Origin of the sequence: Halomonas sp. ANAO-440 (assembly GCF_019915905.1) — a bacterium.
GTDB lineage: Bacteria > Pseudomonadota > Gammaproteobacteria > Pseudomonadales > Halomonadaceae > Halomonas > Halomonas chromatireducens.
This window is the reverse complement of sequence record NZ_JAHXBV010000018.1, coordinates 44,898-65,659: the sequence shown is the minus strand read 5'-3', so window position 1 is coordinate 65,659 and position 20,762 is coordinate 44,898. Positions and strand designations below refer to the sequence as shown.

Sequence of the window (20,762 nt, the reverse complement as noted above, 5' to 3'; positions counted from 1 at the left end):
ACCTACGGCGATGCAGCGACCTCCAGGGAGGCTTCGGTACGTCGATGCGCGGGTCGATCCTTCAGCCCGGCCCAATAGGCTTCGAACTCAGGGCGCTTGTCCAGGGTGCCGAACTGCATCCCCCAGCCAATGTGGGAGCCGACATAAACGTCTGCTGCAGTGAAGGTGTCCCCCGCGATGTAACGTCGTCCTCTCACGGCCGAAGCGAGGGTGTCGACCACCGTCGCAACGTTGCCGCACCCCAATTGCATCTCCTGCTCTGCCGTCAGATCCACGCCACAGCTGTTAAGCGAGATGGCCAGCTCCAGCGGCCCGGCCGCAAAGAACAGCCAGCGGTAGTAATCACCGCGTGCCGCCGGCTGCGGTAACAGCCCCGCATCGGGAAACGCGTCTGCCAGGTAGGCGCAGATCGCCGCAGCCTCGGTGACGACGATATCGCCATGCCGAATCGCCGGCACCTTGCCCATGGGGTTGATCGCCAGATAATCGGGGCTTTTCATGGATGCACCGTACTCCAGTACCTCCATCCGGTAAGGGACACCGATCTCCTCCAGCATCCAGTGCACGATGCCCGCCCGCGACCATGGGTTGGTGTAAAAGATAAGCTCCTGTTCCATTGTCGACTGCTCCTTCTCTTGTCTTGGGGTGGAAAGAGGATAGACCGGGGCAGTGACAGAACATGGCAGCAGCGTTTGCAGCCACTCCTTGTGTAGCAGATGCCGACGACGGGGATAGCGCTGTCCGGTCATGACCGCCCCCTCGATGCGATCGGCACGAAAGTGGCGAAACTCCCCTCGAAGTTCACACCAGGCCGCAACGACACGGGTCGATTCGAAGAAAGCGATGGCGCAGGGCCAGATGGTGCGGGAAGAATGCCGACCCAGTTGGTCACGATAGGCAATATCGAGCTTCTGCTCGTCCCTTATCGCCCGGCGGAGCAACTTTAGATCCACGGACTGTGGCCGCTTCCAGCCGGGGCCGATAACGAGCGCCGAGTCCTCCAACCGGTGCCGCTGGTCACCGGGCAGCACCGCGGCAACCTTGGCGAGGGCTTCACCGGCTGCCACAGCCAGCCCTTCGTCAGCACGCTCTTCCACCCATTTCAGGCCCAGGGCCACGGCTTCCAGCTCCTCCTCGGAGAACATCAGCGGCGGCAACAGCATTCCAGGCTTCAGCACATAGCCAAGCCCCGCTTCTCCCTCGACATCGGCACCGATTGCCTTGAGCGCTGCAATATCCCGATACAAAGTCCGCAACGATATGCCCAGCTCCTCCGCCAGCACGGCACCGCTGACGGGGCGACGGTGGTGTCGCAGGCATTGCATGAGGTCGAATAGCCGTGTCGTCCGGGACATGGAAATTGCCTGTCTTGGGTTATAGACGACGAAAAGGCTGACGCTGACCGTAGGTCAGAGAGCGCCATAGCCATTCCAGTGGACCCGCGCGAAAATGGCGCAACCAGATCGGCGACAACAGCAGTTGGACTAGCCAGATGGCCAGGACGATGGCGATCTGGCCCGTCCGCTCGACCTGGCCGAACAGCGCCAAGCCCTGGCCATAGAAGAGCAAGACACCGAAGACGGTCTGCAGGATATAGTGAGTAAAGGCCATCCGCCCCACGGCTGCCAGCCGCTGCGTCAGCCAGCGGAGTGCCCCATGCCGCAGCAGCAGCATGATACCGGCCACCCAGCCGAGACTGACCGGCAGGCTCCCCCAGTAGTTGAACTGGCTGCCGAGAAAGAGCGACTGCGGTCCCCAGTCGTTGGCAAAGTTCCACACGACGCCATAACCCACCAGCGGCAGGCCGATCAGCAACCCAGCCATCAGCAGGCACCAGTAGGTCACATTGGAAGCCAGGCCACTCAACACGCCGAGCCGGTACAGTCCCATACCGATCAGCATCAGACCAGCCGCTCGCCAGAAACCCCAGACGACAAGGACGAAGGTCTGCGCTTCGGCGGTGATCGGGGCACGGTGCGCCAACTGCTCGAGCCAGTCGCCACGATAGATGGCCACCTCCTGCGCCAGCATGGCGGGTGCAGGATTCCACTCTGCCTTGAAGGAGGCCAGTTGGGCCTCGGACCACAGGCTCATCGACCAGCCGAAATAGAGAAACAGCACCGACGATACCGACAGCAATGCAATACCCAGGGCGAACAGAGTGGGTGGAGAAAGCTTGCGGAAGGGGAAGATGGCGAAGGCACAGACTGCATAGAGGAAAAGGATGTCCCCGTACCAGAGCAGGTAGCCATGGGCGGCGCCGAAGAGCAGCAGCCAGGCGTTACGCCGGTAATGCAGGCGGGCCGCCGAGTCCCCTCGTTGCTCGGCCCGGTCAGTGAACAAGGCGATGCCAGCACCAAAGAGGATCGAGAAGATGGCCATCATCTTCTCATCGGCGAACAGATGACTGAGCAGCCAGACCGCAAAGTTGGCGCCGCTCAGGTCGCCCCACACCGTGGGATTGGCATAGGCCGCCATTGGCATGGCGAAGGCCTGGATATTCATGACCAGGATGCCGAGCAGGGCAAAGCCACGCAGCACGTCCAGGGAGTGCATCCGCCCACCGGACGCTAACCGCGGTCCAGCTTCCCTGGCTTCAGTGCTTCCCTGCATTGGGCCCCTCCCTTGCTCGCTCTACTGCCTTCGGCGGACCTAGCGCCCCGGCTTCGCCCGGCGTGGCCTGCCTGGCTTTCCCGGTTGGCCGCCGGTTGACCTGGGCTTCGGGGACTTCTGCTTTCGGGCGTTGGCCTTCTGCTTCGGCCCGGCCCCCTTGCCTGCGCTTCCACTTGTTGACGACCTGGCCTTGGCCCCCTTGCCCGTGGTCCGGCCGCTCGAGGATGCCTTGCCTTGGCTGGCACGCCTGCTCGCGGCCGCTCCCCCCTTTGCTACCTTGGCTGTCTTGCGCTTGCCCGGCGCCCTGGCCGCCGAAGACTTCCTGCCCTCGGCATCAGAGGCCGAGCTTTCGGTCAGCGCATTGATCGTGTCGATCTCTTTCTCGGTCAGGTCGCGCCAGTCCCCAAGCGCCAGCCCCTTGAGGGACACATTCATGATCCGGATTCGCTCGAGCCGGGTGACCTCGTAATCGAACTTTTCACACATGCGCCGAATCTGGCGATTCAGCCCTTGCACCAGCGTTATGTTGAAAACGAAGGTCGACTCCTTGACGACCTTGCACGGCTTCGTCACCTCGCCAAGGATACGCACACCGGAACTCATGCCCACGATGAAGTCATCCGTAATCGGCTTGTTGACGGTGACCCGGTACTCCTTCTCATGATTGTTGCTGGCCCGGAGTATCTTGTTGACCAGGTCACCATTGTTGGTCAGGAAGATGAGTCCCTGGGAATCCTTGTCCAGCCGGCCGATGGGGAAGATACGCACCCCATGCTTGACGAAGTCGACGATGTTGTCCTTCTCGCTCGGCTCGGTGGTGCTGACGATGCCCACCGGCTTGTTCAAGGCAATGAAGACAAGGTCTTCGTCTTCCTGGGGCTCGATCAACTGGCCGTTGACCTTGACCTCATCCCCAGCAAACACCTGGTCTCCTGTCTTGGCCCGCTTGCCATTGAGAAAGACATTGCCCTGCTCCACATAGCGGTCGGCCTCGCGCCGGGAGCACATGCCACTTTCACTGATGAACTTGTTGATACGGGTCGAAGAACGGGAGGCCATGGCACACTTACCAGAAAGAACACGGGGACAGAGAGGCATTCAAGCATGGCAAGCCATATCGATGAAAGGGTTACGCTCATCATGGGGTGTGTCAGCCCACGCTGGAGGGTAAACTGAGCGATACCCCGTCAAACGATCCAATCGACAAAGGACGCCTCGCCGACCATGGGCAGCACCTCTCCCCTCTACCTGCAGATTCAGCAACACCTGCTGGAGAAGATCAACGGCGGCGACTGGCCGGCGCATCACCAGATTCCTCCTGAGGAGCAACTGGCCCGTGACTTTGGCGTCAGCCGCATGACGGCCAACAAGGCAATACGCGACCTGGTACAGCAGGGCTACCTGATTCGCCAGCCCGGACTCGGCACCTTCGTCACCGATCGCAAGGCGGAGTCGTCACTGGTGGAAGTGCATAATATCGCCGAGGAGGTGCGCAGCCGCGGCCATGGCTACAGTAACGAGGTCCTGTGCAGCGAAGCGATTGAAGCCGATGATGAGGTGGCGCTGCGCCTTGGCGTACGCCTGGGGACGCGGGTCTTTCACACCCTGATCGTGCATTGCGAGAATGGCGTGCCGATCCAGCTCGAGAATCGCTACGTCAATCCCCGCTGGGTGCCGGACTATCTCGATACCGACTTCACGCGCCACACCCCCAACGAGGTGCTGGTGGCGGCCTGCCCGATCAGCGATATCGAGCACGTGGTCGAAGCGGTGCTGGTGGATGAAGCAACTGCACGCCATCTGGACACCGACACGACCCGCCCCTGCCTGAGCATGATTCGCCGCACCTGGTCCGGCGACCATCTGATCAGCTACGCCCGGCTGATCCACCCCGGCGAGCGCTACAAGCTGCGCTCGTCGGTGCATCGCAATGGCTCCTGATCGTACCTGGACCCCAAGCTCTAACCCACCTTCGATACGCTTATCGCAACGCGGCCGGCATGGCCGGCCGCGTTGGTGAAAGCGGCAAGCGGCTAACCGCCTGACACGGCCAGTGCCAGGTAGCCCGCCGGCACGGCGAGCAACAGGCTGAGCGCCACGCGAATGAACCAGATCACCACGATGCGCCCCACCGAGAGCGGAATGCTGGTGGAAAGGATGCAGGGAATCGAGGCGGAGAAGAACAGCACGCCGGATACCGACACCACCCCGGCGGCGAAGCGCGCCACGAAATCGGCTTCCGCCATCAGCAGCGCGGGCAGGAACATCTCTGCCAGGCCCGAGGCCGCCGCCTGGGAGAGCGCCGCTGCATCGTCCAGTCCCCAGATGGCGACGAAGGGATAGAACAGCCAGCCCAGCCACTCGAACAGCGGCGTGTACTTGGCCAGCAGCAGGCCCAACAGCCCCACCGACATGATCGACGGCAGGATGCTGATCGCCATCACCAGGCCTTCGCGCACGTTGATCGACACGCTCCTGGGCAGGCTGGGAGCCTTCTCGGCAACGGCGAGGCCGGTATGCCAGGCAGTAGAGAGCCGCTTTCCCGGTATCGACTCGGGTTCACCATCGCTCTTGCTGTTGTCCATGCCACGCAGGGGGGGCAGGCGCACGGTGATCGCCGTGACGATGAAGGTAATCAAGAGCGTCAGCCAGAAGTAGAGATTCCACACGCTCATCAGGTCGAGGGTACGCGCCACGATGATCATGAAGGTGGCCGAGACCGTGGAGAAGCCGGTAGCGATGATCGCCGCTTCCCGGGCCGAGTACTGCCCCGCCTGGTAGACCCGGTTGGTGATCAGCAGGCCGATGGAGTAGCTACCCACGAAGGATGCCACGGCATCGATGGCCGAGCGCCCGGGAGTGCGCCAGATCGGCCTCATCACCGGCTGCACCAGCACACCGATCAGCTCCAGCAGGCCATAGCTGATCAACAGCGCCAGGAAGACGGCGCCGATGGGCACGATCAGCCCGACGGGAATCACCAGCCGCTCGAACAAGAACGGCAGCATGTCCGGCTCATGCAGGAAGCCGGGCCCCCAGCCGGTCATGGCCATCAGTGCCGCGGCCACCCCGGCCAGCTTGAGCAGCGTGAAGATGCGCTCGGTGAGGCTGCGATTCCAGTACCCCTTGGCCAGGGGGTAGACGGCACCGGCAACGATCAGCGCCAGGGCATAGAAGCCGCTGAAGTCGCCCATCAAGGTGCGCGCCCCGGTGACCATGTGGTCCAGCAGGATGGTCGTTCGTTCGCCGATGGTCACCGGCACGAAGAAGATCAGGATACCCAGCGCACTGGGTATGAACAGCTTGAGTACAGTCATCAGCGATGGTCGACGGCGACTCTGTGCCGCCTGCTGAGGGATCGTCATGGAATCCCCTCCTCTTGTTGTCGTCGGAATGTCGTGACACGCCACGGTGCCGGTCGGGTGTCGATACGGCCTGTCATTAATGTATATACAATAAGATGAATCGCCCAGCCAGGACAACCCGCGGAATCACGCCTATACTTTCGTCGCAGGATTATCGAACACAAGTAGAACCCCAAGCGCATAAATCCAGCATTTCTCCTTTATTAATATAAGCTTAGCTGCATGTCGAAAGGAGAGACCGTGCGCCGTGAACCGGCAACATCACGGAATAGCGCCGCCATGCTTGACGCGGGGACGGCCATCGTTTAAATGTATATACATTATGTCGACCATCATCAGCAGGAGGCCCCATGACCGGCACCCCGCATAAGCGCAAACTCTGGCGAGACGTCATCCTCTTCGATGGCCTCGACACCCTGCCCGAGCCGATGGCGGTCGTGGTCGAAGGCGACCGTATCGGTCGTGTCGTGCCGATGACCGAATTCGACGAGGCCACCGCAGCCGGCTGTGAGGAGATGGCCCGCGGCGGCGTGATGACCCCTGGCCTGGTCGATTGCCACACCCATCTGGTATTCGGCGGCTCTCGAGCCGATGAATTCGAGCAGCGCCTGGAAGGCGCCAGCTACGAGGAGATCGCCCGAGCCGGCGGCGGCATCCTCAGCACGGTGAACGCCACCCGGGCAGCCACCGAAGCCGAGCTGTTCGAGGCCGCCCGGCCGAGGCTGGAGGCGCTGATGCGGGATGGCGTCACCACCGTGGAGATCAAGTCCGGCTACGGCCTCACCGTTGCCGACGAACTCAAGATGCTGCGCGTGGCACGTCGCCTGGGCCAGGAGCTGCCGGTGCGGGTAGTCACCACCCTGCTCGGCGCCCATGCCCTGCCCCCGGAATTCAGGGACGACAGCGACGGCTATATCAGCCTGGTATGCAACGAAATGATCCCTGCCGCCGCCACCGAAGGATTGGCCGACGCAGTAGACGTGTTCTGCGAGAAGATCGCTTTCTCCGTTGCCCAATGCGAGCGGGTGTTCGCGGCCGCCAAGGCCCACGGCCTGTCGATCAAGGCCCATGCGGAGCAGCTCTCCAACCTGGGGGGCAGTGCCGCCGCGGCGCGCTTCGGGGCACTCTCCGCCGACCATATCGAATTTCTCGACGAAGCCGGTGTAAAAGCCCTGCGCGAGGCCGGCAGTGTCGCCGTGCTGCTGCCCGGCGCCTTCCACACCCTGCGGGAGACCCGGCTGCCCCCCATCGAGGCGCTGAGGGCAGCCGGGGTGCCAATGGCGGTGGCCACCGATGCCAACCCGGGCAGCTCGCCGATCTTCAACCCCACCCTGATGCTCAATTTCGCCTGCACCCTGTTCCGGCTGACGCCAAGGGAAGCGCTGGCCGGCATGACCGCCCATGGCGCCCGGGCCTTAGGGTTTCATGAAGAGCGGCTGGGTCGAATCGAGGAAGGCGCCCCGGCCGACCTCTGCCTGTGGCACGTCGACACCCCCGCCGCCCTCGCCTATGCCATACAGCCCGGCCGCCTTCGCCAGCGGGTATTCGCGGGTAGCGTCAGTGAACTGGAACGAGACGAAGGAGAACGCCGCCATGTCTGAGTGGATCGATATGTCGCCCTGGGCAGGGCGTGAGGACCCGGAGCCGAACAGCCTGCGCTGGCATCAGGTGATCGAACCCCTGCCCGCCGGCAGCCGGGCGGCGAACGCTCCTGCCGGCATCGCCCTGCTCGGCTTCGCCTGTGACGCCGGAGTGGCGCGCAACCACGGGCGCATCGGCGCCGCTGGCGGCCCCCGCGCCATACGCAAGGCGCTGGCCAACCTGGCCTGGCACCATGGTGCGTCCGCCTTCGATGCCGGCGATGTGGTCTGCCACCCCCATGGCAGCGACGACGGCATGGAAAGCGCTCAGTCGCGGCTCGCCGGGAGGGCCGCCGCGCTGCTCGACGCCGGTCATCTGCCGGTGGTGCTCGGTGGCGGTCATGAAGTGGCCTATGGCAGCTGGTCGGGCCTGGCTCGTCACCTGGAAAACGCGGCGTCCGGCAAGACGGCGCCGGTCATCGGCATCATCAACCTCGACGCGCACTTCGATCTTCGCAACCCGCTTCTCACCCCAGGCCAACGCGGCTCCTCGGGCACACCCTTCGCCCAGATCGCCGACGAATGCGAGCGCCGCGGCTGGCCGTTCCGCTACGCCTGCCTCGGCGTGAGCAGGGCCAATAACACCGCGGCCCTGTTCGAGCGCGCCACCGAGTTCGGCATGCTGGTGCGCGAGGACCACGAGATCACCGCGGCAAGCCTCGACGGCATCGGCGACGAACTCGACGCCTTTATCGCCGACTGCGACCGGATCTACCTGACCATCGACCTGGACGTGCTGCCGGCAAGCGAAGCCCCCGGCGTCAGCGCCCCCGCTGCCCATGGTGTATCGCTGCCCCTGCTGGAGCGCCTGGCCGTGCGCGTACGCGATAGCCACAAGCTGGCCCTGGTCGACCTGGCCGAACTGAACCCAGGCTTCGATATCGACGGCCGCACCGCCAAGGCGGCAGCGCGGCTGATCCATCAACTGACGCTCGCACCCTGATCCGGCCTGAGGGCATAAGGCCAGGCATCAGACCCAAGAGACACGAAACGTCACGACAATAGACAGGAGACGACAATGAACAGCCACCAGGCCCCCACCACCGACCCCCGTCACGATCCCAGCCGCCGGATCGCCGCCCCCACCGGGAGCGAACTCAGCTGCAAGAGCTGGCTCACCGAAGCCCCCATGCGCATGCTGATGAACAACCTTCACCCGGACGTGGCAGAGCGCCCCGAGGACCTGGTGGTCTACGGTGGCATCGGTCGTGCCGCCCGGGACTGGCAGTGCTTCGACGCCATCGTCGACACCCTCAAGCGCCTGGAGGACAACCAGTCGCTGCTGATCCAGTCGGGCAAGCCGGTGGGCGTGTTCGAGACCCACAGGGACGCCCCGCGGGTGCTCATCGCCAACTCCAACCTGGTGCCGGCCTGGGCCAACTGGGAGCACTTCAACGAGCTGGATAAGCAGGGCCTGATGATGTACGGCCAGATGACCGCCGGCTCGTGGATCTACATCGGTTCCCAGGGTATCGTCCAGGGTACCTACGAGACCTTCGTCGAAGCCGGGCGCCAGCACTACGACGGCAAGTTGGCCGGCCGCTGGATCCTCACCGCCGGCCTCGGCGGCATGGGCGGCGCCCAACCCCTGGCCGCGACCCTGGCCGGGGCCTGTTCGCTGAATATCGAGTGCCAGCAGACCAGCATCGACTTCCGCCTGCGCACCCGCTACCTGGACGAGCAGGCCAGCGATCTCGACGACGCACTCAAACGCATCGAGCGCTACACCGCCGAGGGCAAGGCGGTCTCCATCGGCCTGTGCGCCAACGCCGCCGACGTGCTGCCCGAGCTGGTGAAGCGTGGCGTGCGCCCGGACATGGTCACCGACCAGACCAGCGCCCACGACCCGCTGCATGGCTATTTGCCGTCGGGCTGGAGCTGGGACGAATACGTGGCCCGGGGCAAGACCGAACCCGCCGACGTGGTCAAGGCCGCCAAGCAGTCCATGGCGGTGCATGTACGTGCCATGCTCGACTTCCAGGCCATGGGCGTGCCGACCTTCGACTACGGCAACAATATCCGCCAGATGGCCCAGGAAGAGGGCGTGGAGAACGCCTTCGACTTCCCCGGCTTCGTACCGGCCTATATCCGCCCGCTGTTCTGCCAGGGCATCGGCCCGTTCCGCTGGGTGGCGCTCTCCGGCGACCCGGAAGACATCTACAAGACCGACCAGAAGGTCAAGGAGCTGATCCCCGACGACCCGCACCTGCACAACTGGCTCGACATGGCCCGGGAGCGGATCGCCTTCCAGGGCCTGCCGGCGCGGATCTGCTGGGTGGGCCTCAAGGATCGCGCCCGCCTGGGCCAGGCCTTCAACGAGATGGTCGCCACGGGTGAGCTCAAGGCACCCATCGTCATCGGCCGCGACCACCTGGACTCCGGCTCGGTGGCCAGCCCCAACCGGGAGACCGAAGCGATGATGGACGGCAGCGACGCCGTCTCCGACTGGCCGCTGCTCAACGCCCTGCTCAATACCGCCGGCGGAGCGACCTGGGTCTCGTTGCACCACGGCGGCGGCGTGGGCATGGGCTATTCACAGCATGCCGGGGTGGTGATCGTCGCCGACGGCAGCGAAGATGCCCACGCGCGCCTCGGCCGGGTGCTGCGCAACGACCCGGGCACCGGGGTGATGCGTCATGCCGACGCCGGTTACGATATCGCCAAGCAGTGCGCCCGCGACAACGGCCTCGACCTGCCGATGCTCGATAAGGAAAGCGAATAATGGAAGAAATGACGATTCAACCCGGCAAGATGACCCTGGCCCAGGCGCGCCAGGTGTTCGAAGCGCCGCTGACGGTCAGCCTGCCGGCCAGTGCCGACCAGGCCATCCAACGCGCCGTCGATTGCGTCAATCAGGTGGTGGCGGAAGACCGTACCGTCTACGGCATCAATACCGGCTTCGGCCTGCTGGCCCAGACCCGCATCGACAAGGCACACCTGGAGGAGCTGCAGCGCTCCCTGGTGCTCTCCCACGCCACCGGTGTCGGCGCCCCCATGGACGATGCCCTGGTGCGCCTGATCATGGTGCTCAAGGTCAATAGCCTGGCCCGTGGCTTCTCCGGCATTCGTCGCGAAGTCCTCGACGCCCTGCTGGCACTGGTCAATGCCGGGGTCTATCCGCACATTCCGCTCAAGGGCTCGGTGGGCGCCTCCGGCGACCTGGCTCCCCTGGCGCATATGAGCGTGGTACTGCTCGGTGAGGGCAAGGCGCGCTACCGGGGCGAGTGGGTCTCCGCCAGGGAGGCCCTGACCATCGCCGGCCTCGAACCACTGGCCCTGGCCCCCAAGGAGGGCCTGGCACTGCTCAACGGCACCCAGGTCTCCACCGCCTATGCGCTCAAGGGGCTGTTCGAAGCCGAGGACCTGTTCGCCGCGGCCACGGTGTGCGGCTCACTGACGGTGGAGGCAACCCTCAGCTCGCGCTCCCCCTTCGATGCCCGGATCCACGAGGCTCGCGGCCAGCCTGGCCAGATCGATGCCGCGGCGGCGTACCGCCACCTGCTGGGCGAGCGCAGCGCGATCAGCGACACCCATGCCGACTGCGACAAGGTGCAGGACCCCTACTCGCTGCGCTGTCAGCCCCAGGTAATGGGTGCCTGCCTGACCCAGCTGCGCCAGGCCGCCGAGGTGCTGGCGGTGGAGGTCAACGCGGTATCGGACAACCCGCTGGTGTTCGTCGAGGGTGGGGACATCATCTCCGGCGGCAACTTCCATGCCGAACCGGTGGCCATGGCCGCCGACAACCTGGCCCTGGCCATCGCCGAGATCGGCTCGCTGACCGAGCGCCGTGTATCGCTGATGATGGACAAGCACATGTCCCAGCTGCCGCCCTTCCTGGTGGAGAACGGCGGGATCAACTCCGGCTTCATGATCGCCCAGGTCACCGCAGCGGCCCTGGCCAGTGAAAACAAGGCATTGTCGCACCCCCACAGCGTCGACAGCCTGCCCACCTCGGCCAACCAGGAGGACCATGTCTCCATGGCCCCGGCTGCCGGCAAGCGCCTGTGGGAAATGGCCGACAACGTGCGCGGTATTCTCGCCATCGAGTGGCTCGCCGCCTGCCAGGGACTCGAGTTCCGCAAGTCAGCGGACGGTCAGCACCTGGCCACCACCGAGCCGCTGGAAAGGGCCCGCCGCTCCCTGCGCGAACGAGTCGCCTACTATGACAGGGACCGCTTCTTCGCCCCGGATATCGAAGCCGCGACCGAGCTATTGAAGACACGCACCCTCAATGCGCTGGTGCCAGTGTCGCTGCTGCCCAGCCACTGAGCTGAGCAAACGGGCTCTCGAAGGGCGTCAGCGTCATCCGCGGCCGCAGCAGCCCTTGAACTTGCCACCGCTGCCACAGGCGCAGGGGTCGTTGCGGCCCGGCTTCAGGCGGGTCACGCTGGGGCTGCCATCGAGGTAGACCCAGCGCCCTGCCTCCTGCACGAAGCGGGAGTTCTCCTCCAATACTGCCCAGCGTCCGCCTTCACGGAAGGTGGCGCGAAAATGCACTCGGCCGCGGGCCGAGTCCCCCTCTCCCTCCTCACTCGCATCCAGCACCTCAAGACGCACCCAGCGGGTCGCGCCACCCGAATCGAGATGTTGCGGGCGCGTCGACGCATGCCAGGTCGCCAGCAGGTAATCGGTCAGGTCGAGGGCGAAGGCACTATAGCGCGATCGCATCAATGCCTCGGGATGGGGTGCCGGCTCGCCTCGGTGGAAACGACCACAGCAGGCTGCCAGAGCATTGCCACTGCCGCACGGGCAGGGCTTATCGTCCATTGATTCGAGGCCGAAATGCCCTGAAGGCGCGGCGCTCGGGCTGCTGTTGTGGCTCATGACTCACTTCTCCTACACTGGAAGGCAACTTGCCGATCTGGCACAAGTTGAACTCCTGTTCCTGTTGGGCAACCGCGCTTGCCTTGAAATCAAGGACACACGTAACTCTACACTTGCTAACCAGGACCGCCACTACACTCATCAAGGCCCGTCCTGAGCCCATACCCAGGCTCCGCGGGTGCATGGCCGGACGCCTTCACCCCACGGCACAGCGGCTTATGATGTATGACTTGTCCTACATCACTGCAGTGCAGCACAGTTTATGCTAGATATGTTGGCACCTATGACACGCCTTCGGAGATAAGGAAATGGCCGAAAGCCAAGATCCCCCCCGCACCGCCTGGCATGCCCTGTCAGCCGACGACGCCCTGGAAAGGGTCCAAGGCTCCCGCGAGGGCCTCCCGGACGACGTCGCCCGGGAACGCCTGAACGACTATGGCCCGAACAAGCTCAAGCAGCAGCAGGGGCGCCCCTGGTGGAAGCGGCTGCTCGAGCAGTTCAACAACATCCTGATGCTGATCCTGATCGTGGCGGCGGTGGCCAGCCTGGGGCTGGGCCAGACGCTGGATGCCCTGGCGATTCTTGGCGTCGTCATCATCATCGCGCTGATCGGCTTCATTCAGGAAGGCAAGGCCGAACAGGCGCTGGAGAGTATACGCGACATGCTCTCGCCCCAGGCGAACGTGCTGCGTGGGGGAAAGCGTCAGACGATAGACGCCGAGGAGCTGGTGCCCGGCGACATCGTGATGGTGGAGAGCGGCGACCGGATACCGGCGGATCTGCGTCTCATCGAAGCAAAGCGCCTGCGTACCGAAGAGGCGGCGCTGACCGGGGAGTCCACGCCGGTCGACAAGCAGACCGAACCGGTAGAGGAAAGCGCCGACCTCGCCGAGCGAAGCGCCATGGCCTACGCCAGCACCATCGTGGCCCAGGGTACGGCGGTGGGTCTCGTGGTGGAAACCGGGACCCGAACCGAAATCGGTCGTATCTCGGAGATGCTGCGCGATGTGGAGCAGCTCAAGACCCCCTTGCTGCGCCAGTTGGACCGGGCCGGGCGGGTGCTGGCCATCTTCATCCTGGGTGCCGCCGCTCTGACCGCAACGTTCGGCGTGATCATTCATGACCAGGCCATCAGCGCCATGTTCATGGCCGCGGTAGGCCTGGCGGTTGCCGCCATCCCCGAAGGGCTACCCGCCATCGTGACCATCACCCTCGCGCTGGGGGTGCAGGCCATGGCCAAGCGCAACGCCATCATTCGCCGGCTGCCTGCCGTGGAGACCCTGGGCTCGATCTCCACCATCTTCTCCGACAAGACCGGCACCCTCACCCGCAACGAGATGACGGCACAGGCCATCTGGCTGCCCGAAGGCGAGTTTCGTCTTTCCGGCATCGGCTTCAAGCCGGAGGGCGAGCTGCAACTCGCCCCGAGGGACAAGGAGAGTGACGAGGAGGGTGAGACGATCTCACTGGACGATTACCCCGCCCTGGCTCACTTCCTCAAGGTCGGCGTGTTGTGCAATGACGCCGAGCTGGCCAAGGAAGAGGAGCGCTGGACGATCCACGGCGACCCCACCGAGGGAGCCCTCGTCGTGGCTGCCGCCAAGGGCGATGTCGATACCCACGAGCTTCGTGAGGAACACCCCCGCAAGGATGCCATTCCCTTCGAGTCCGAACGCAAGTACATGGCCACCCTCAACGACCTGGATGGCAGTCGTCTGCTGGTCAAGGGCGCACCGGACCGGCTGCTGGAAATGTGCCACAAGGTGCGCGGTGACGATGGCGATAACGACCTCGACCACCAGGAGTGGGAGGACCGTATCCATGCCCTCTCGTCCCGGGGGCTTCGGGTACTGGCACTGGCGGAAAAGGATGGGGAAGGCATCTCCGGCGAACTCAGCGACGAACACGCGGAAGAGGGCCTGGTGCTGCTTGGCCTGGTGGGGCTGCTGGACCCCCCACGGGAAGCAGCGATCGAGGCGGTCAAGCAGTGCCTGCAAGCCGGCATTCGCCCGGTCATGGTGACCGGTGACCATGCCGTGACTGCCCGTGCCATCGCCGACCAGCTTGGCTTTGCCCAGACCGAGGAGGCGGTGAGCGGGCGCGAGCTGGAATCCATGAGCGACGAGGAGCTCGAAAAGAAGATTCTGAAAGTGGATGTCTTCGCCCGCGCCGCCCCAGAGCACAAGCTGCGCCTGGTCAAGGCGATGCAGGCCCAGGGCGGCATCTGCGCCATGACCGGCGACGGGGTCAACGATGGCCCTGCCCTCAAGCGTGCCGACGTCGGCGTTGCCATGGGCATCCAGGGCACAGAGGCCGCCAAGGAGGCCGCCGAAATGGTGCTGGCCGATGACAACTTCGCCACCATCGTCAATGCCATCGAAGAGGGACGGAAGGTCTATGACAACATCCGCAAGACCATCACCTTTATCCTGCCCACCAACGGCGGCCAGGGCCTGGCGATCATGCTCGCCGTGCTCGGGGGAACCATGCTGCCGGTGACGCCGCTGCAGGCGCTGTGGGTCAACATGGTGGTGGCGGTGACCCTGGGCCTGGCCCTGGCCTTCGAGAAGGCCGAGCCGGATATCATGCAGCGTCAGCCACGGGATCCATCGGCGGCGCTGCTCGACCTCTTCCTGCTGTGGCGGGTGGTGTTCGTATCGGTGCTGCTGTTGATCGGCGTGTTCGGCATGTTCACCTGGATCCTGCTCGTTCAGGAAGGCAGCCCGGAGCTGGCGCGGGCCGGGGCGGTGAACATGCTGGTACTGGGCAGCGCCGCCTATCTGATCAACAGCCGCTTCCTGGTCCACAGCGCACTCTCCGTGCAGGGCATCTTCGGCAGCCAACCGGTGTGGATTGCCATCGGGCTCGTCGTCCTGCTGCAGCTTGGCTGGACCTACCTGCCCTTCATGCAGACGGTCTTCGGCAGTGCCGGCCTGGCGCCGCTGCATTGGCTCGTCATACTGGCCGGCAGCGTGTCGATATTCCTCATCGTGGAGCTGGAGAAGTGGGTGCTGCGCCTGCGCAAGTCGCCCGACACTCCGGCGGCGGGGCAGCATGACAAGGCCAGCGCCTCAACCCAATGAACTATCGACGTTGGCAGGCATGGGCATGGCGACTGGCGATACTGTCGCTGCTGTGGTGGGCCATCAGCAGCGGCGACCCCGCCTCCTGGGCCTGGGGAGTGCCAGCCATACTTGCCGCGGCGGTGCTGATGCCCGTCTTCAACTGGCATCTGCGCCCCTTGGCGGTTCTCCTGTTCGTGCCCCATGCCCTCTGGCTGGCCCTTCGCGGCGGACTGGAGGTGGCCTGGCTGGCCTGCCGCCCCTCGCTCCGGCTCAACACAAGAGTGATCGAACACCGCTGGCATTATCTGCCCGAAGGCCCGGCCCAACTGTTCATGGCCAGCCTGATCAACCTGATACCCGGCACCCTGGCACTGCGTCTCGCCTCCGGCGCCCTGCAGGTCCACGTCCTGAACCTGCACAACGGCACCGCGGCCTCTCTGGTACGGCTCGAACGACGTATTGCCGCTCTCTTCGGAGTAACCCACCGGAAGGAGACCTAGCCCCATGACGACCTACCTGTATGCCGTCGGTGCGGCACTGCTGCTGGCCAATGCCGGCGTCGGCGCCTGGCGGATCCTGCGCGGTCCCACCAGCGCCGACCGCATGCTGGCTGCCGAGATGATCACCACCTCGGCCATCGCCGTACTGCTGCTGCTGAGCATCGTTTCCGACCAGTCGGCACTGGTGGACGTGGCACTGCTCTTCGCCCTGCTGGCCGCCGTGGCCATGGCCAATTTCGTCACGCGCACCTGGACACTGCTGCGCGATGACAAGGACACCCGAGAAGAGGCAGGCCATGACTGAAGCACTGCATTGGCTCGGCTACGGGTTCGTTGCTGCCGGCATCCTGTTCTTCCTGGCCGGCAGCCTTGGCCTGCTGCGCTTCCCGGATGTCTTCACCCGTCTGCACGCCCTGACCAAAGCCGATAACCTCGGCCTCGGCCTGATCTGCCTGGGACTTGCCTTTCAAGCCTCGGGCCTTGCCGAGGCCGTGAAATACCTGCTGATCTGGTTGTTGATGCTGGTTGCCTCCGGTATCGGGGCTACCCTGATCGCCTCGACGGCGCTAGCCTGCGGCCTTGCCCCGCAACAGGCTGATACGCCGTTAAACACGACGACAAGCGAAAGGCCTGCCCCGAAGTGAGGGTGCTGGCCTGGGGGTTCGACTTGCTGCTTGCCGCAGGCTTGCTGTGGCTGGCCTGGCAGGCCCTGTTCACCCCGCGCCGTTTTTCCGCCGCGGTCAATTTCATGGCCTTCTACCTGCTGATGGCACTGGTGTGGGTTCGCCTGGACGCACCGGATATCGCCCTGGCGGAGGCCGCCATCGGCGCCGGCGTCACCGGCGCTCTGCTGCTGACGGCCCTGGGACGACTGCCAGCCGGCACCAGTGCCGGGGCCGACCCCCGCCGCTGGCAACGTCCACTCCAGTACCTGGCCATGGGAGGTACCGGCCTGGCGGTGATCTGGCTCGCCTGGGTGGCATACCACCTTCCCAGGCCGGGGCTTGCGGCCGAGGTCACGGCGGCGCTCGACGCAACCGGTGTCAGTCATGGCGTTACCGCCGTACTGCTCAACCTACGCGCCTTCGACACCTTCCTCGAGATCGTCATCATGCTGGCGGCCGTGGTGCTGGTATGGTCGCTGGGACCGCCGCTGCGTGCCTTCGCGCCGGCCACGGCGCTGCCCGGGCTACCGGCGCTCTCCCACCTGCTGCATCCGCTCTTCCTGCTGGTGCCGGCCTATCTGCTCTGGCGTGGCACCCATGCCCCGGGCGGCGCCTTTCCCGCCGGCGCCGTCATGGGTGCCGGCGGCGTCCTGCTGCTGCTTACCGATGCCGCTCCCTGGATCTACCTGAGAAGACATCGAATGCTTCTTCATCTACTACTGAGTTCCGGCATGGCCCTGTTCCTCGCCGTCGCCCTCGGTGGGATGCTGATGACCGGTGTCTTCTTTGCCATTCCCTTGCACCTGGCCCCGATGCTGATCATGGCCGTCGAAGTGGCTACGGGGCTTTCCATCGCCCTCATGCTGATGGCCTTCTACCTCTTGGGGGAGCCGGGACAATGAGCCAGTTCTACGCCGTACTGGCGGCCCTGTTATGTGGCATGGCATTGATCGGGCTGTTCCAGACCGAGGACCTTCTGCGCCGCATCCTCGCGCTCAACGTGCTGGCCAGCGCCGTTTTCCTGCTGCTGGTCACGGTTGCCCGCAGCGCAGAAGGCATCGATCCTGTGCCTCACGTGATGGTGCTGACCGGTATCGTCGTAGCCGTCAGCACGACCGCGGCGGCCCTGGCCCTCGTCATTCGTGCCGATGAGGCGCGTCGCAGGCGAGAGGAGGAGTCGTAATGTCGGCGCCTGCCTTATGGGCCCTGCCGCTCATTGTTGCAGTGCCTCTCTGTCTGGCCATTGCGGCCTTTCTCGAATGCCTGTCACCCCGGCGCCAGGTACTGCTGGGCGTGCCCGCCATCGTGGCAGGGCTCTCCATCGCCTCAGTCCCGCTAATGGAGCATAGCGTCCTGATGCTTGCCCTGGGGGATTGGCCAGCACCGCTGGGCATCGTCTGGCAACTGGACGCGCCCGGTGCGCTGATGCTGGGCATGACCGCCATCGTCGCCGGTGCAGGGAGCGTTGCCCTGCTGGCCGATGACGAGACGGCCCAAGACAGGCACCTGTGGCCGCTCTGGTGGCTGCTGTGGGGCGGGCTCAATGCCCTGCTGCTGTCCCGTGACCTGTTCAACCTCTATATCACTCTTGAGCTGGTGACCCTGGCCGGGGTGGGGCTGGTCGCCCGCTCGCCGCAGGATCCCGAAGGTGCGGCGGCTCTACGCTACCTGCTGGCTTCCCTGCTCGCCTCCCTGCTCTTCCTGCTTGGTGTCGCCCTGTTGTATGGCCAGACCGGCAAGCTCGATCTCGAGCTGCTGGGCGAAACGCTGACCGATAATGCCACCTCCCGCCTGGCCGCCATCGCCCTGAGCCTCGGCCTCATGATCAAGGCGGCCATGGTTCCACTGCATACCTGGCTGCCCTCGGCCCATGCGCGCGCCCAGGCCCCGGTCAGTGCCATGCTTTCCGCCGTGGTGGTGGCTGCCACCCTGTTCGTCCTTTGGCGGCTATGGCTTTCACCGCTCGCCATTCTGCAGACAGCATTGCGCGATTGGCTTGCACTCGTCGGCGCAGCAGCGCTGGTCTGGGGGGGCATTCAGTCCGTCCTGCAGTCACGTCTCAAGCTGCTGATCGCCTGGTCGACGCTCTCCCAGAGCGGCTATGCCATGCTGCTGCTCGGGCTGGCCGGCACCGCAAGCTGGCCCGGCTCAGGCAGCGGGGGAAGTACGGCCACCGAAGGCGCCCTGCAGATACTGCTGGCACACGGCCTGGCCAAGGCAGCCATGTTCATCGCCGCCGGTGCCATCGTGGCAACCTACGGCCATGATCGCCTCAGCCGCCTCGGCGGCAGCGCTGCCCGACTTCCGCTGGCATGGCTGGCCATTTCCCTGGCCGGATTGAGCCTGCTGGGGGCTCCGCCCACGGGCGGCTTCGTCGGAAAATGGTGGCTGTTGAGCGCCGCCTTCGCAGAGGGAAGCGGGCTGATTGCAGCGGTCGTTCTGCTGGGTACGCTGATCACCGCTGCCAGCCTCTGGCGGCTGCTCGACCTGGCGCTCTGTCCCTCGCCGACGGCGATTCAGCGGCCCCTGACCCACCCCGATGCCCGGCTGACGGGTCGCCTGGCCATGCTGGCGCTGGGCCTGGCGTTGCTGGCCTGGCTCCAGGGCCTGGTCACATTGGGGCTCTCTAGCCAGGCAGCGGGGCTCGGCATGAAGCTGGACTCGCTCGGCTTGATCTTCATGCTGCCGGCCCTGGCGATCTGGCCAATCGCACTGGGCGCCACCCACGCCTGGCGTCACGCCTTTCCCGCCTCGAGACGGCTCTTCTCGATCATGCTCGTCGCAGCAGTAGCGCATCTGCTGACGCTGGTTGCCGGCGACCTGCTGACCTTTTATATCGGTACCGCCATGCTCAGCCTGCTGGGCTGGGCCATGGTGCAACATGACGGCGACCGACCGGCGCGACTCGCCGGTATCGGCTACCTGGCCATGATGCTGCTGGCCGAGATCGCCATGCTGGCGGGGCTGGCACTGGTCGCCCTCACGACCACCGACCTGAGTTTCTCTGCGCTGGCCGTTGCAGAGCTGCCGGCCCTGGCCATCGCTTTCCTGGCCCTGGGGCTCGGGCTCAAGGCCGGCGTGCTCGGCCTGCACGCCTGGCTTCCCCTGGCCCACCCGGTGGCGCCCCCCATGGCCAGTGCGATCCTCTCAGGGCTGATGATCAAGGTCGGCGTGCTGGGTGCGCTACGCCTGCTGCCGGAGGCCGAAGCCACCGCCGACTGGGGAGTGCCACTGGTTACCCTTGGCATCTTTGCCAGCCTCTACGCCGCCCTGCGAGGCGTTCTTCACGACCACAACAAGGTGGTACTCGCCTGGTCCAGCGTCAGCCAGATAGGCCTGATCACCGCCCTGCTTGGTCTGGTAATACTCGCCGAAGCGCCCACCGCCATGACCGCACTACTGCTGGTGGTGACGGTACACTCCCTGGCCAAGGGGGCGCTGTTCCTGGGCGCCGGCATGGCCAACCGAACCCAGGGCCGGGTTCGCCAGCGAGTCGTGGCGGCGATGCTGCTGCCTGCGCTGGCCCTGTCCGGAGTGCCGCCACTGGGCGGGGTACTGGTCAAGGCCAGCGTGGAGACGGCAATGGGCGACAGCGGCCTGCCCACCTGGCCGATCATTCTGAGCGGTGTCGCCACCGCCCTGCTGATGCTGCGTTTCTTCTGGCTGCTGCTGATGAGGCCGGAGCCCAGCCACCATCTCCTGGTGATCCCCCGCTGGCTCTGGTGGGCCTGGCTGGCGCTGGGACTACTGGCTGCCCTGGCCCCCTGGGGCTGGCAATGGGTCGTCCCGGTAACAACCAACATGGAAAAAACGCTGATCGCGGGCCTGCTCTCGCCCCTGATTGCCATCGCCCTGGCAGGCATGAGCCTGCCGGCCCGCCGGCTGCATCGCACCCTGGCCCGCCGGCTCGATAGCTGGGGAGCCTACCGACAAGAACAGGGATGGCGTCGTGCTCGGCAGCTGCGCATCCTCGCCTGGCAGTTCCGGCGCGCCGAGGACTGGCTGATGCCTTGGCCCGCCTTCGGTATCGCGCTTGGATTGATGACACTGGGGATGGGGCTGGCCAGCCTGCTGCCAAGCTGAGACGCTT

The 20,762-nt window shown here is 65.1% G+C and carries 17 protein-coding genes; 12 read left to right on the top strand and 5 right to left on the bottom strand.

Annotated features, from left to right (window positions below; genetic code table 11):
- Window positions 1–2: 2 nt before the first annotated feature.
- The 3 genes from KZO25_RS13450 to rluF are packed head-to-tail and all read right to left on the bottom strand — an operon-like array spanning window position 3 to window position 3,672.
- The gene (locus tag KZO25_RS13450; RefSeq protein WP_066447468.1) at window positions 3–1,355 is read right to left on the bottom strand and encodes an HTH domain-containing protein; all 1,353 of its coding nucleotides are present in this window, start codon (window positions 1,353–1,355) and stop codon (window positions 3–5) included.
- Between the two features lie 19 nt (window positions 1,356–1,374).
- Window positions 1,375–2,613 (bottom strand): DUF418 domain-containing protein, encoded by a 1,239-nt coding sequence (locus tag KZO25_RS13445; RefSeq protein ID WP_223137360.1) that lies wholly within the window; start codon window positions 2,611–2,613, stop codon window positions 1,375–1,377.
- 39 nt (window positions 2,614–2,652) lie between these two features.
- Entirely contained in the window at window positions 2,653–3,672 is a 1,020-nt protein-coding gene (rluF, locus tag KZO25_RS13440; protein ID WP_223137359.1) for a 23S rRNA pseudouridine(2604) synthase RluF, read from the bottom strand.
- A gap of 165 nt (window positions 3,673–3,837) precedes the next feature.
- Between rluF and hutC the strand changes: the two genes are divergently transcribed.
- Window positions 3,838–4,554 (top strand): histidine utilization repressor, encoded by a 717-nt coding sequence (gene hutC, locus KZO25_RS13435; protein WP_223137358.1) that lies wholly within the window; start codon window positions 3,838–3,840, stop codon window positions 4,552–4,554.
- 92 nt (window positions 4,555–4,646) lie between these two features.
- Here the strand turns inward: hutC and KZO25_RS13430 are convergent, their stop codons facing one another.
- Window positions 4,647–5,978 (bottom strand): YjiH family protein, encoded by a 1,332-nt coding sequence (locus tag KZO25_RS13430; protein WP_223137357.1) that lies wholly within the window; start codon window positions 5,976–5,978, stop codon window positions 4,647–4,649.
- Between the two features lie 350 nt (window positions 5,979–6,328).
- Here KZO25_RS13430 and hutI point away from each other — a divergent pair, with 350 nt between their 5' ends.
- The 4 genes from hutI (at window position 6,329) to hutH (ending at window position 11,887) form a co-directional block, all read left to right on the top strand.
- Complete coding sequence (gene hutI / locus KZO25_RS13425; RefSeq protein ID WP_223137356.1) at window positions 6,329–7,579, top strand: imidazolonepropionase; 1,251 nt, start codon at window positions 6,329–6,331, stop codon at window positions 7,577–7,579.
- On the top strand, window positions 7,572–8,561 hold the full coding sequence (gene hutG, locus KZO25_RS13420) for a formimidoylglutamase (RefSeq protein WP_223137355.1): 990 nt from the start codon (window positions 7,572–7,574) through the stop codon (window positions 8,559–8,561). The genes hutI and hutG overlap by 8 nt, the downstream gene beginning before the upstream one ends.
- A gap of 75 nt (window positions 8,562–8,636) precedes the next feature.
- On the top strand, window positions 8,637–10,340 hold the full coding sequence (gene hutU / locus KZO25_RS13415) for a urocanate hydratase (RefSeq protein WP_223137354.1): 1,704 nt from the start codon (window positions 8,637–8,639) through the stop codon (window positions 10,338–10,340).
- On the top strand, window positions 10,340–11,887 hold the full coding sequence (gene hutH, locus KZO25_RS13410) for a histidine ammonia-lyase (RefSeq protein WP_223137353.1): 1,548 nt from the start codon (window positions 10,340–10,342) through the stop codon (window positions 11,885–11,887). Before hutU ends, hutH begins: the two co-directional genes overlap by 1 nt.
- A gap of 33 nt (window positions 11,888–11,920) precedes the next feature.
- On the opposite strand, the gene KZO25_RS13405 is transcribed toward hutH, so the two are convergent.
- On the bottom strand, window positions 11,921–12,385 hold the full coding sequence (locus KZO25_RS13405; RefSeq protein ID WP_223137382.1) for a YchJ family protein: 465 nt from the start codon (window positions 12,383–12,385) through the stop codon (window positions 11,921–11,923).
- Between the two features lie 365 nt (window positions 12,386–12,750).
- Here KZO25_RS13405 and KZO25_RS13400 point away from each other — a divergent pair, with 365 nt between their 5' ends.
- The 7 genes from KZO25_RS13400 to KZO25_RS13370 are packed head-to-tail and all read left to right on the top strand — an operon-like array spanning window position 12,751 to window position 20,755.
- Window positions 12,751–15,525, top strand: coding sequence for a cation-translocating P-type ATPase (locus KZO25_RS13400; RefSeq protein ID WP_223137352.1), 2,775 nt, complete (start codon window positions 12,751–12,753; stop codon window positions 15,523–15,525).
- Complete coding sequence (locus tag KZO25_RS13395; RefSeq protein ID WP_223137351.1) at window positions 15,522–16,007, top strand: Na+/H+ antiporter subunit E; 486 nt, start codon at window positions 15,522–15,524, stop codon at window positions 16,005–16,007. The genes KZO25_RS13400 and KZO25_RS13395 overlap by 4 nt, the downstream gene beginning before the upstream one ends.
- 4 nt (window positions 16,008–16,011) lie before the next feature.
- Window positions 16,012–16,311 (top strand): monovalent cation/H+ antiporter complex subunit F, encoded by a 300-nt coding sequence (locus KZO25_RS13390; protein WP_066448130.1) that lies wholly within the window; start codon window positions 16,012–16,014, stop codon window positions 16,309–16,311.
- Window positions 16,304–16,651: a monovalent cation/H(+) antiporter subunit G gene (gene mnhG, locus KZO25_RS13385; RefSeq protein ID WP_223137350.1), complete on the top strand. Its 348-nt coding sequence runs from the start codon at window positions 16,304–16,306 to the stop codon at window positions 16,649–16,651. Before KZO25_RS13390 ends, mnhG begins: the two co-directional genes overlap by 8 nt.
- 23 nt (window positions 16,652–16,674) lie before the next feature.
- Complete coding sequence (locus KZO25_RS13380; RefSeq protein WP_262489009.1) at window positions 16,675–17,574, top strand: hydrogenase subunit MbhD domain-containing protein; 900 nt, start codon at window positions 16,675–16,677, stop codon at window positions 17,572–17,574.
- Entirely contained in the window at window positions 17,571–17,855 is a 285-nt protein-coding gene (locus tag KZO25_RS13375) for an NADH-quinone oxidoreductase subunit K (protein WP_223137349.1), read from the top strand. Before KZO25_RS13380 ends, KZO25_RS13375 begins: the two co-directional genes overlap by 4 nt.
- Window positions 17,855–20,755 (top strand): complex I subunit 5 family protein, encoded by a 2,901-nt coding sequence (locus KZO25_RS13370; RefSeq protein WP_223137348.1) that lies wholly within the window; start codon window positions 17,855–17,857, stop codon window positions 20,753–20,755. Before KZO25_RS13375 ends, KZO25_RS13370 begins: the two co-directional genes overlap by 1 nt.
- Window positions 20,756–20,762: the final 7 nt, after the last annotated feature.

Bases quoted from the DNA above. Each gene is read 5' to 3' on its own strand.
- hutU (WP_223137354.1), top strand. From the start codon at position 8,637: ATGAACAGCCACCAGGCCCCCACCACCGACCCCCGTCACGATCCCAGC.
- rluF (WP_223137359.1), bottom strand. From the start codon at position 3,672: ATGGCCTCCCGTTCTTCGACCCGTATCAACAAGTTCATCAGTGAAAGT.
- hutI (WP_223137356.1), top strand. From the start codon at position 6,329: ATGACCGGCACCCCGCATAAGCGCAAACTCTGGCGAGACGTCATCCTC.
- KZO25_RS13370 (WP_223137348.1), top strand. From the start codon at position 17,855: ATGTCGGCGCCTGCCTTATGGGCCCTGCCGCTCATTGTTGCAGTGCCT.
- KZO25_RS13400 (WP_223137352.1), top strand. From the start codon at position 12,751: ATGGCCGAAAGCCAAGATCCCCCCCGCACCGCCTGGCATGCCCTGTCA.
- KZO25_RS13450 (WP_066447468.1), bottom strand. From the start codon at position 1,355: ATGTCCCGGACGACACGGCTATTCGACCTCATGCAATGCCTGCGACAC.
- hutC (WP_223137358.1), top strand. From the start codon at position 3,838: ATGGGCAGCACCTCTCCCCTCTACCTGCAGATTCAGCAACACCTGCTG.
- KZO25_RS13445 (WP_223137360.1), bottom strand. From the start codon at position 2,613: ATGCAGGGAAGCACTGAAGCCAGGGAAGCTGGACCGCGGTTAGCGTCC.
- KZO25_RS13375 (WP_223137349.1), top strand. From the start codon at position 17,571: ATGAGCCAGTTCTACGCCGTACTGGCGGCCCTGTTATGTGGCATGGCA.
- KZO25_RS13405 (WP_223137382.1), bottom strand. From the start codon at position 12,385: ATGGACGATAAGCCCTGCCCGTGCGGCAGTGGCAATGCTCTGGCAGCC.
- hutH (WP_223137353.1), top strand. From the start codon at position 10,340: ATGGAAGAAATGACGATTCAACCCGGCAAGATGACCCTGGCCCAGGCG.
- hutG (WP_223137355.1), top strand. From the start codon at position 7,572: ATGTCTGAGTGGATCGATATGTCGCCCTGGGCAGGGCGTGAGGACCCG.
- mnhG (WP_223137350.1), top strand. From the start codon at position 16,304: ATGACTGAAGCACTGCATTGGCTCGGCTACGGGTTCGTTGCTGCCGGC.
- KZO25_RS13390 (WP_066448130.1), top strand. From the start codon at position 16,012: ATGACGACCTACCTGTATGCCGTCGGTGCGGCACTGCTGCTGGCCAAT.
- KZO25_RS13430 (WP_223137357.1), bottom strand. From the start codon at position 5,978: ATGACGATCCCTCAGCAGGCGGCACAGAGTCGCCGTCGACCATCGCTG.
- KZO25_RS13395 (WP_223137351.1), top strand. From the start codon at position 15,522: ATGAACTATCGACGTTGGCAGGCATGGGCATGGCGACTGGCGATACTG.